Below are 11,803 nucleotides of genomic sequence, written 5' to 3'. Positions count from 1 at the left end.
GATTGCGTAAAAACAAAAGGTTAGAGCGGTTCGGCGCTTCCGTGAAAACCTGAACCGCTCTAAACAAAAGCACCGTTTTGCCTAAACGTCCTCGGGACGATCCTTCGGGTCGAATTGGATGATGGTGATCCATCTTGCCGTCAGGGCCGGCTTCTTCTCGTTTTCGATCTCGATCGAAACGTCATAGGTGGTCATCAGCATGCCGGCGCCGCGGAAGCGCGCCTCGGAGAGCAGGAAGCGGCCGCGGACGCGGGCGCCGCTTTTCACCGGCGTCATGAAGCGGACGCGATCGAAACCGTAATTGATGCCCATGGTTTGCTCGCGCACTTTCGGCAAGCAGTTGTAATTCATCGTCGACAGCAGAGACAGCGTCAGGAAGCCATGGGCGATGGTGCCGCCGAAGGGGCTCTCGGCGGTTGCGCGCTCGGGATCGACATGAATGAACTGATGGTCGCCGGTTGCGCCTGCAAAGGCGTCGATCATCGTCTGGTCGACAGTGATCCAGTCCGAAAGACCTGTTTCCATGCCGATCAGTCCCCGCACCTCGGAGAGTGAAATTTCCGTGACCATGAATTCCTCGTGAAAAAGGCCGCCGGCCAAAGCCTTATCGTGCATTTATGACGATTGCGACAAGGATTTGCGCACGGGAGGAGAGGGGGTCATTTTTCTACGAAAAAGGCGACGGAGCGTGGCTCAAGGGTGACGCGGGCGCCGGTTTTCTTGGGCCCATCCGGTGTCAATTGCCGCCATCCCGGTTCGGTTCCGGACGGGAGCGTGAAAAACTGGCGGTCGCCGGAACGGTTGAAGAGGACAGCAAGCCGGGTCTGCCTGCCACGCGCGGAGCGGTCACCGGTCGAAAGCAGCATGCCGAGGGTGGAAAGCGCGGGCGTCTCCCATTCGGAAACGGTCATCGGCTCGCCGGAGAGCGAGATCCATTCGACATCGCCGTTTCCAGACAGGAAGCCTGTTTCGGAAAAGACCGTGAAGCGGCGGCGCAGCCCGGCGACGAAGGCGGTATGGGCGACGAGGTCCTCGTTCAGCCCCTTCCAATCGAGCCAGGTGATCTCATTGTCCTGGCAATAGGCGTTGTTGTTGCCGTGCTGGCCGCGGCCGCCCTCGTCGCCCGCCGTCAGCATGATGCTGCCGCGGGTGGCAAAGAGCGTCGATATCAACGCCATCACATCGTCCCGGCGACGCTTGCGGATCGAGGGATAGACGGTTTCCCCTTCAACGCCGTTGTTCCACGAGTGGTTCTCGTTGTGGCCGTCGCGATTGTGTTCGCCGTTGGCGTCATTGTGCTTGCCAGCATAGGAGACGAGATCGGTCAGCGTGAAGCCGTCATGGGCGGCGAGGAAATTGACGTTGCGCGTCCCTTTGCCGTCATTGCGGGAGAAGATGTCGGAGGAGCCGGCAAGTGCGGTGGCGAGCGACCCGGTCTTCCAGTCGTCGCCGCGCCAATAACAGCGCAGATCGTCACGAAGCCGGTCGTTCCATTCAAGGAACTGCGGTGGGAAATTGCCGAGCTGGTAACCGCCCGGACCGATATCCCAGGGTTCGGCAATCATGATCCGGTCGGCAAGCACAGAGTCGGCGAGGATCGCGGCAAGCGTTCCGCCGTCGCGTTCGAAGCGTGTGGCGGTGCGGCCGAGCACCGGGGCGAGATCGAAGCGAAAACCGTCGACGCCGGCGTTGAGCACGAAATGGCGCAGGCTGTCGACGATGAGGCGCCGCACTTCGGGATGATCGCAGGCGAGCGTGTTGCCTGTGCCGGTGTCGTTGATCAGTTCGCCCGGCCAATTCTCCGCGTGGCGGTAATAATGCAGGTTGTCGAGGCCGCGCAGCGACAGCGTGGTCCCGTGGCGGTCGCTCTCGCCGGTATGGTTGAAGACGAGGTCGAGGATGACGGCGATGCCTTCGGCATGGAGGGCGGCGACCGTCTGGCGCAGTTCCGTCATGCCGCCCGGCGCCAGCCGCGGATCGAGCGCCATGAAGGCGACGGGATTGTAGCCCCAGCCGTTGGTCAGGCCGAGCGGCGGCAGGTGGCGTTCGTCGATCCAGGCGGTGATCGGCATCAGTTCGACGGCGTCGACACCGATCCGCTTGAGATGCGCGACAACGGAGGGATGGGCAAGGGCGGCGATGGTGCCGCGCTGAGCCTCCGGCACATCGGGATGGAGGATGGTGAACGGCCGCACCGCCACCTCATAAATGAAGCCGCCCGGCTTGAAGAGCGGCTTGCGGATTTCGGCGCGTGTATCGGCGGTGACGATCGCCTTCGGCATCAGATCCTGGCTGTCTTCGCCATAGATGCCGAGGCGGGGATCGTAGCGGAACGGCCGATCGATCTCCTTGGCATAGGGATCGATCAGCAGTTTGGAGGGATCGTACCAGAGGCCGTTGTCGGGGGCGTAGATGCCATCGGCACGATAGCCGTAGCGGGCGCCCGCCTTCAGGCCGTCGACAAACAGACGATGGACGTGATTGCTGTCGCGCGCCATCGGCAGGCGGGCGAACTCCCTGTTGCCGTCATCCTCGAAGAGGCAGAGTTCGATCTGCGCGGCATGATGCGACCACACGGCAAATTCGACGCCGGTCTCGAAGACGATGGCGCCGCTTTGCGCCGAACTCTCTCCCCGCATGTTCCCCCCGGATCAGGTGATCACGGTTGGCGTATCGCGTCCCGTGCGTTCACGAATGCTGGCAATGCTTTCGGCGGCGGCGATCAGATCGGCGAGCGCTTCCTGCGTTTCGATGTTGTGGCGAGTCGAATCCGGCTCGTAGCGCTCGATATAGACACGCAAGGTTGCGCCAGACGTGCCGGTGCCGGATAGGCGGAAGACGACGCGGGAGCCGCCCGCAAACAGCACGCGGACACCCTGATGTTCGCTCACCGATTTGTCGATCGGATCGTGATAGGCAAAGTCGTCGGCCTTTTCGACCGTCAGGCTGCCGAAGCTCTTGCCAGGCAGGGTGGAAAGCTGGCTGCGGAGATTGTCCACGAGGCCGTTTGCCGCATCGGTGTCGAGGCCTTCGTAGTCATGGCGCGAATAATAGTTGCGGCCATAGGTCTGCCAGTGCTGGGTGACGATATCGGCGACGCTCTCGCCGCGCACGGCAAGGATGTTCAGCCAGAGCAACACCGCCCAGAGACCGTCCTTCTCGCGGACGTGGCTGGAGCCCGTGCCGGAGCTTTCCTCACCGCAGATCGTCGCCATGCCGGCGTCGAGCAGATTGCCGAAGAACTTCCAGCCGGTCGGTGTTTCGTACATGCCGATGCCGCGCTTTTCGGCGACACGGTCGGCGGCACCTGATGTCGGCATCGAGCGGGCGATGCCGGCCAGGCCGCCGGAATAGCCGGGAGCGAGATTGGCGTTGGCGGCAAGGATCGCCAGGCTGTCGGAAGGGGTGACGAAGATGCCGCGGCCGATGATCAGGTTGCGGTCGCCGTCGCCGTCGGAAGCGGCGCCGAAATCGGGCGCGTCATCGCCCATCATCTCATCGAAGAGTTCCTTGCAGTGCACCGGGTTCGGGTCGGGATGATGACCGCCGAAATCCGGCAGCGGCATGAAGTTGCGCACCGAGCCCAAGGGAGCGCCGAGACGATTTTCGAAGATTTCCTTGGCATAGGGGCCGGTGACGGCGCTCATCCCGTCGAAGGCAATGCGGAAGCCGAGGCTGATCAGGTTGCGGATGGCGCCGAAATCGAACAGCTCTTCCATCAGCGCGGCATAGTCCTCGACCGGGTCGATGACCGAGAGGATCATGCCGCCGGGCAGCTCGTCCTTGCCGATGCGGTCGAGATTGACGTCGGCGAAATCGGCGATCTTGTAGCTGTCGATCGTCTTCGAGCGCGCATACATCGCGTCGGTGATTTTTTCCGGCGCCGGGCCGCCGTTGTTGATGTTGTATTTGATGCCGAAGTCTTCGGTCGGGCCGCCGGGATTGTGGCTGGCGGAGAGGATGATGCCGCCGAAAGCCTTGTACTTGCGGATGATGTGGGAAGCGGCCGGCGTCGACAGGATGCCGCCCTTGCCGACCATGACCTTGCCGAAGCCGTTGGCGGCGGCCATCTTGATCGCCTTCTGGATGACTTCGCGATTGTAGTAGCGTCCGTCGCCGCCGATGACGAGGCACTTGCCCTGATAGCCTTCCAGTGAATCGAAGATCGACTGGATGAAGTTCTCCGCATAGTTCGGCTGCTGGAAGACCGGAACCTTCTTGCGCAGGCCCGACGTGCCGGGTTTCTGGTCCAGGTAGGGCGTGGTGGATACGGACTTGTTCATTTTAGTTCACATGCCTTTCGAGACGAGGCTTGAATAGAGGGCAGCGTAGCGTTCGGCGCTCTTCTCCCAGGAGACATCCGATTTCATGCCTTGCTTTTGCAATTGGGTCCAGAGTTTTCGGTCCGCGTAAAAATGCATCGCACGGCGGATTGCCTGTAGCATGCCGGTTTCCGTCACGGGTGAGAATTGTATGCCGGTTGCCACTTTCGCCGCAAGTGCGGCGTGATTGGCATCGATTACCGTGTCGTTCAGCCCGCCGGTGCGGGCGACTATCGGCACGCAGCCGTAGCGCAGGCCGTAAAGCTGGGTCAGGCCGCAGGGTTCGAAACGCGACGGGATGATGATCGCGTCGCAGCCGGCCTGCATCAGATGCGACATCGGCTCGTTATAGCCGATCGAGACGCCGATGCGGCCGGGATGGCGGCTGGCGGAGGCAAGCAGTGCGCCTTCAAGCGCGGCTTCGCCGGAGCCGAGCACGACGAGCTTGCCGCCCATGGCGACGATTTCGTCGGCGATGTTGGCAACGATGTCCATGCCCTTCTGCCAGGTGAGACGACTGATGACGCAGAAGATCGGGGCGTCGTCATTGTCGAGATGGAAGAATTCGGCGATCGAACGGCGGTTCTCCTCACGGTTCTTCAGCGTTGTCGGGCCATAATGGGTGTGGACGACAGGATCGGTCGCGGGGTTCCAGATATCGGTGTCGATGCCGTTGACGATGCCGTGGAGATCATCGATGCGGCTGGCAATGACGCCCTCGAGCCCCATGCCGAATTCCGGTGTCAAAATCTCGTCGGCATAGGTCGGGCTGACCGTGGTGATCGCGTGGGCGGTCTGCAGGCCGCCCTTAAGGTAACCGACCGTACCGTAATATTCGATGCTGTCGGTGGCGAAGGCATGGGCGGGCAGCCGCAGGCCGGGAAAAATCTCGGGACCGAACTGGCCCTGGAAGGCGATGTTGTGGATGGTCAGCACGCTCGGCAATTCCGGCGTCGGATAGTAGCGCATATAGACCGAGGTCAGCGCCGCCTGCCAATCGTGCGTGTGGACGAGATCCGGCCGCCAGCCGGGCAGCAGTCCGGCGGCGATCTCGGAGGCCGCCAGCGACAGAGCAGCGAAACGCCGCCAGTTGTCGGGATAGTCCTTGCCGAGCGGATCGACATAGGGGCCGCCCGGCCTGTCGTAATAGGCCGGCGCATCGAGGATGAGCAGATCGAGGCCCTCGTGCTCAACCTCCAGCACGGTCGCCGGCTCGCCGAGCAGGTCGGGGAATTCGAGCCTGACGACCGGGTCGCGAATGACCTTCATGACGGCGGGATAGCCGGGCAGCAGGGTCTTGGTCTCGACCCCGAAGGCGTTCAGAGCAATCGGCAGGGCGCCTGACACATCCGCCAGGCCCCCTGTCTTGATCAAAGGGAAGACTTCGGACGAAACCGAAAGAACTTTCATAAGTCAGATATCCAGCTTGTCGATCATCGGTTGCGTGATCAGGCAGATGCCGCTTTCCGTCCGCCGGAAGCGCTTGGCGTCGAGTTTGGGATCCTCGCCGACGACCAGGCCTTCCGGAATGACGACACCATGGTCGATCACCACATTCTTGAGCTGCGCCCGTCGCCCGATCTTGACGTTCGGCAGGATGACCGCGCCTTCCAATTTGGAGAAGGAGTTGGCCCTGACACCGGTGAAGAGCAGGCTGTTGTTGAGGCTGGCGCCGGAGATGATGCAGTCGCCCGAGACAACGGAGGAGGTGGCCGAGCCGCGGCGGTCCTCGTCGTCATGGACGAATTTCGCCGGCGGAGTGATCTCGGCATAGGTCCAGATCGGCCAGGACTTGTCGTAGATATCGAGCTCCGGAACGATCGCCGTCAGGTCGATATTGGCTTGCCAGTAGGCGTCGATCGTGCCGACGTCGCGCCAATAGGGTTCATGCTCGAAATCTGAGCGGACGCAGGACTTGGCGAAGCGGTGGGCGACCGCCTTACCGTGCTCGACGATATAAGGGATGATGTCCTTGCCGAAATCGCGGCTGGAGCTCGGGTCGGCGGCGTCGCGGCGCAACGCGTCGAGCAGGAACTTGGTGTGGAAGACGTAGATGCCCATTGAGGCGAGGGCGAAATCCGGCTTGTCGGGAATGGGCGGCGGATCGGCCGGCTTCTCGACGAAGGCGATGATCTCGTCCTTCTCGTTGACATGCATGACGCCGAAGCCCACCGCCTCCATGCGCGGCACTTCCAGGCAGCCGATGGTGACGTCGGCGCCGGAATCGACGTGCTGCTGCAGCATCCATTCATAGTCCATCTTGTAGACGTGGTCGCCGGCGAGAATGACCATGTATTCGACACCGTAATCCTCGATGATGTCGATGTTCTGATAGACGGCGTCGGCGGTGCCTTCATACCACTGCGTTTCCGAAACGCGTTGGCTGGCCGGCAGGATGTCGAAGCTCTCGTTGCGCTCAGGGCGGAAGAAGTTCCAGCCGCGCTGCATGTGGCGGATCAGCGAATGCGCCTTGTATTGCGTGGCAACGCCGATGCGGCGGATGCCTGAATTCAGGGCGTTCGACAGGGCGAAATCGATGATGCGGGCCTTGCCGCCGAAATAGACGGCGGGCTTCGCACGCCGATCGGTGAGTTCCTTGAGACGGCTCCCCCTGCCGCCGGCCAGAACATAAGCCATTGCATCGCGAGCAAGTGGCTGAACGCGCTTTTCTACCATTTTCTCCTCCCACCAGTCACTAATTTTCAGGTTCAAGCATGATTGTCGCCAAGGGCGGCAAGGTGATCGAGCAGGTGATGTCGCCGCCGGCATCGACGGCCTGCACGCGCCCGCCATTGCCCTTGCCGCTGCCGCCGTAGATGTCGGCATCGGTGTTCAGGATTTCCCGCCAGCGGCCTGCGGACGGCAGGCGGATCATGTAGTTCTCACGGTAGACGGGGGTGAAATTGGTGATGACGGCGACCGGCTTCTGGCCCGGCGATTTGCGCAGCCAGGCAAAGACGGAGTTCTGGTGATCATCGGCGACCAGCCATTCAAAACCCTCGCCCTCGCAGTCACGCTCATGCAAGGCCGGCTTGCTGCGATAGGTGAAATTGAGATCGCGCACCAGGCGCCGCATGCCCTCGTGCATGCGATACTGAAGCAAGTTCCAATCGAGCGATTTCGCCTCGCTCCATTCGCTCCACTGGGCAAATTCCTGGCCCATGAACAGCAGCTTCTTGCCGGGATAGCCCCACATATAGGCGTAGTAGGCGCGCAGATTGGCGAATTTCTGCCAGTCGTCGCCCGGCATCTTGGCGATCAGCGAGCCTTTGCCATGGACAACCTCGTCATGCGACAGCGGCAGGACGAAATTTTCCGAATAAGCGTAGAGCAGGCCGAAGGTGAGTTCATTGTGATGGTGCCCGCGATATATCGGGTCGCGGCTCATGTAGCTCAGCGTGTCATGCATGAAGCCCATATTCCACTTGAAGCCGAAGCCGAGGCCGCCTTCATGCACGGGCTGGGAGACCTTCGGCCAGGAGGTCGATTCCTCGGCGATGGTCATGACGTTGGAATGCTGGCCGTAGATGCGGATGTTGAGATCCTGCAGGAAGCGGACCGCTTCCAGGTTCTCGTTGCCGCCATATTCGTTCGGGATCCATTCGCCGTGTTTGCGGGAATAATCGAGATAGAGCATCGAGGCGACAGCGTCGACGCGCAGACCGTCGAGATGGAATTTCTCGGCCCAGTAGAGCGCGTTGTTGACGAGATAGGAAACGACCTCGGTGCGGCCGAAATTGTAGATCGCCGTGCTCCAGTCCGGGTGGAAGCCCTTGCGCGGGTCTTCGTGCTCGTAGAGCGCCGTGCCGTCGAACCAGCCGAGGCCGTGCTCGTCGGTCGGGAAATGCGCCGGCACCCAGTCGAGGATGACGCCGATGCCGACCTTGTGGCAGCCGTTGACGAAACGGGCGAAACCTTCCGGCTCGCCGAAACGGGCGGTCGGTGCGTAGAGGCCTGTCGTCTGGTACCCCCAGGAGGGGTCATAGGGATGCTCGGTGATCGGCAGGAATTCGATATGGGTGAAGCCCATGTCGGCGCAATAGGGGATGAGGCTGGAGGCGAGCTCGTCCCAGGAAAGCATCGTGCCATCCTGCCGGCGCTGCCACGAGGCGGCATGCACCTCGTAGATCGAGATCGGCTGGCGGCGCTTGTCGGTCTCGCGCCAGTGCTTCAGGTGGGCTTCGTCTTCCCACTCCTGCTCTAGGTCGGCGGCGGTGATCGAGGCGGTTTTCGGCCGGAGCTCGCTGCGGCGGGCGAAGGGGTCGGCCTTCAGCGGCAGCAGCACGCCGTCCTGGCCGCGGATCTCGAATTTGTAAGCAACGCCGATCGGCACGTCAGGCGCAAAGATTTCCCAGATGCCGCTATCGGAGCGGAAGCGCATGACGTGGCGACGGCCGTCCCAATTGTTGAAATCACCGACGACGGAGACGCGCTGCGCATTCGGAGCCCAGACGGCGAAATGGATGCCCTGAGCACCGTCATGCTTGATGAGGTGGGCGCCCATCTTGTCGAACAGGCGCAAATGCGAGCCCTGGCGGGCGAAATAATCGTCCATCGGCCCGAGCACCGGACCGAAGCTGTAAGGATCGGTGACCGCCCATTCGGCATCGCCGCGCCGGGCGCGGTAACGCACCGGCTGGAGCTTGGTAAGGGAAACCGGGCCGGCGAAAAAGCCGTCGGCATGGAGCTGTTTGAGCTCGCCGATGACGCTGCCGTCGAGCGTCATGGCGGTCACTTCCTCCGCGCCCGGGATGAAACAGCGGGCGACGAAAGCGTCGCCGGACTGGTGCACCCCTAGGACGGCAAAGGGATTGGAATGCGAGCCGGCAAGGATCGCCGCGATTTCATCTGCCGAAATTTCCCAGGAAAGCTTTACTTCAGGGACGTTTTTCGGCGTTTTCATCCGGCTCTCCAGATTTCGTCTGCATATTGCCTGATCGTGCGGTCGGACGAGAACCAGCCCATCCGCGCAGTGTTGTTGATCGTCTTGGTGTACCAGGCGGACTGGTTGGTCCAGATCTGATCGACTTCGCGCTGGGCCTGGGCGTAAGCGTCGAAGTCGGCCGCGACCATGAACCAGTCGTGTGAATAAATGCCGTCGATCAGTGCCGTGTAACGGTTGCGGTCATCGGGCGAGAAGACGCCGGAGCCGATGGCTGCAAGCGCCTGCGCGAGTTCGCGCGATCCCTCGATGATGGCGCGCGGATTGTGGCCGTCGCTGCGAACCTTCGAGACCTCGTCGGCCTTGAGGCCAAAGATGACGATGTTGTCTTCGCCGACATTGTCGCGCATCTCGACGTTGGCGCCATCGAGAGTGCCGATGGTCAGCGCGCCGTTGAGGCCGAACTTCATGTTGCCGGTGCCGGATGCTTCCATGCCGGCGGTCGAGATCTGTTCGGAGAGGTCGGCGGCCGGAACCATGACTTCAGCAAGCGAGACATTGTAGTTCGGCACGAAGACGACCTTCAGCAACCCGCGCACCGACGGGTCGTTGTTGATGGTGCGGGCGACGTCGTTGATCAGCTTGATGATCAGCTTGGCGTTGTAATAACTCGGCGCCGCTTTGCCGGCGAAAAGTTTCACGCGCGGCACCCAGTCGAGCTCGGGATGCGAGCGGATCTGGTCATAGAGCGCGACGGCCTCGATGATGTTCAAAAGCTGGCGCTTGTATTCGTGGATGCGCTTAATCTGGATGTCGAACATCGCCGACGGATCGAGCTTCACGCCCATGCGGCTGGCGACGAGATTGGAAAGCGCCACCTTGTTGGCGCGCTTCACGGCGGCGAACTTCTGCTGGAAGGTCGGATCGGAGGCGAACTTGTCGAGCGGCGTCAGCTTTTCGGCATCATCGAGGAATTCGTCGCCGATCGCTTCGCGGATCAGGCCGGTGAGACCGGGATTGCACTGCTGCAGCCAGCGGCGTGGCGTGATGCCGTTGGTCTTGTTGTTGATGCGATCGGGATAGAGCTTGTGCAGATCGGCAAAGACCGTGACCTTCATCAGGTCCGTATGAAGTGCCGAGACGCCGTTGATCGAGTGCGAGCCGACGAAGGCGAGGTTGCCCATGCGCACGCGGCGGTCGCCGCTTTCCTCGATCAGCGAGATCGAGCGGATTTCGCCGTCGGAGAAGTTCTTGCCCTTGCGGGCATCGATCAGGATCTTGGCGTTGATTGCGTAGACGATCTGCATGTGGCGCGGCAGCAGCCGCTCGAACAGCGGAACCGGCCAGCTCTCCAGCGCTTCGGGCAGAAGTGTGTGATTGGTGTAGGAGAAGGTGCGGCGGGTGATGTCCCAGGCCTGTTCGAAATCCATCCCGTGCACGTCACAGAGCAGGCGCACCAGTTCGGCGACGGAGACGGCGGGATGGGTGTCATTCAGCTGGATCGCCACCTTGTCCGGTAGCGAGGTGAAATCGTCATATTGCTGCAGATGGCGGCGCAGGATGTCCTGCAGCGAGGCCGACGAGAAGAAGAATTCCTGGCGCAGGCGCAGTTCCTGGCCGGCCGGGGTGGCGTCGGCAGGATAGAGAACCCGGGTCAGGCTTTCGGCCTTGTTGCTTTCGCGCAGCGCCCCGATGTGATCGCCGGCATTGAAGGCATCGAGCAGGATCGGATCGATCGGCTGCGCCGACCAGAGGCGCAGCGTGTTGACGCGCTTGCCGCGCCAGCCGACCGCCGGCGTGTCGAAGGCGGCGGCGATGACACGCTCGGCCGGTTTCCAGACGTAGCGCGGCTGGTCGTCATGGGTGGTGATGAATTCGACGGCGCCGCCGAAGCCGATTTCATAGGCGCTCTCGCGGCGCTCGAACTCCCAGGGATTGCCGTGGGCGAGCCAGTTTTCCGGCAGCTCCACCTGCCAGCCGTCAGCCAACTGCTGGCGGAAGAGGCCGTGCACATAGCGGATGCCGTAACCATAGGCGGGTACGTCGACTGTTGCCATGCTCTCCATGAAACAGGCTGCCAGACGGCCGAGGCCGCCATTGCCGAGTGCGGCATCGGGCTCCAGGCCGGCAATGACGTTGACATCGACGCCGAGCGAGGCGAGCGCATCGCGCACCTCTTCCATCAGGCCGAGATTCGAGACGGCATCGCGCATCAGGCGGCCGATCAGGAACTCGAGGGAAAGATAATAAACGCGCTTGGCGCCGGTCGCATAGACCTCGCGGGTGGAGGCCATCCACTTGTCGATGATGCGGTCGCGCACCACCAGGATCGTCGCCGTCAGCCAGTCATGCGGCTTTGCCACCTTGGCGTCCTTGCCGATGCGATAGGTCAGGCGTTCGATGATTTCTTCGGCGAGAATTTCCGGCTTTGAGCTGCGCGGGGCGGGAGAGGGGATAACCGGCTTGGAAACATTATTCATCGTCAGATCTCGCCAATTTTAATTTGGTTTCAGGACGTTATGCCTGATTTAATCGATTTGTCGCTTGTCTCAGCGACAGTTTATGCATCGTTAGGAAGCACTTGCAACAAAGGATTTGG

General features: G+C 61.8%; 7 protein-coding genes. All 7 read right to left on the bottom strand.

The window, feature by feature from the left end; genetic code table 11:
* Positions 1–81: 81 nt before the first annotated feature.
* The gene (locus tag RLEG4DRAFT_RS29695; protein ID WP_003582326.1) at positions 82–570 is read right to left on the bottom strand and encodes a MaoC family dehydratase; all 489 of its coding nucleotides are present in this window, start codon (positions 568–570) and stop codon (positions 82–84) included.
* An 89-nt stretch (positions 571–659) separates the two neighbouring features.
* Positions 660–2,639, bottom strand: a complete 1,980-nt coding sequence (gene glgX, locus RLEG4DRAFT_RS29690) for a glycogen debranching protein GlgX (RefSeq protein ID WP_003582325.1) — start codon at positions 2,637–2,639, stop codon at positions 660–662.
* A gap of 12 nt (positions 2,640–2,651) precedes the next feature.
* Positions 2,652–4,283 carry an alpha-D-glucose phosphate-specific phosphoglucomutase gene (locus RLEG4DRAFT_RS29685; protein WP_003582324.1) on the bottom strand — a complete coding sequence of 544 codons (1,632 nt, stop codon included), beginning with the start codon at positions 4,281–4,283 and terminating at the stop codon, positions 2,652–2,654.
* 6 nt (positions 4,284–4,289) lie between these two features.
* A complete protein-coding gene (gene glgA / locus RLEG4DRAFT_RS29680; RefSeq protein WP_003582322.1) occupies positions 4,290–5,732 on the bottom strand; it encodes a glycogen synthase GlgA in 1,443 nt (480 codons plus the stop codon).
* A gap of 3 nt (positions 5,733–5,735) precedes the next feature.
* Entirely contained in the window at positions 5,736–6,998 is a 1,263-nt protein-coding gene (glgC, locus tag RLEG4DRAFT_RS29675) for a glucose-1-phosphate adenylyltransferase (protein ID WP_003582320.1), read from the bottom strand.
* 19 nt (positions 6,999–7,017) lie between these two features.
* Positions 7,018–9,225 carry a 1,4-alpha-glucan branching protein GlgB gene (glgB, locus tag RLEG4DRAFT_RS29670; protein WP_003582318.1) on the bottom strand — a complete coding sequence of 736 codons (2,208 nt, stop codon included), beginning with the start codon at positions 9,223–9,225 and terminating at the stop codon, positions 7,018–7,020.
* Positions 9,222–11,684 carry a glycogen/starch/alpha-glucan phosphorylase gene (locus RLEG4DRAFT_RS29665; RefSeq protein ID WP_003582316.1) on the bottom strand — a complete coding sequence of 821 codons (2,463 nt, stop codon included), beginning with the start codon at positions 11,682–11,684 and terminating at the stop codon, positions 9,222–9,224. The genes glgB and RLEG4DRAFT_RS29665 overlap by 4 nt, the downstream gene beginning before the upstream one ends.
* Positions 11,685–11,803 lie beyond the last annotated feature (119 nt).

This window comes from Rhizobium leguminosarum bv. trifolii WSM2297 (assembly GCF_000271845.1).
The sequence above is the reverse complement of the archived record's forward strand: the minus strand, read 5'-3'. Positions and strand labels throughout refer to the sequence as shown.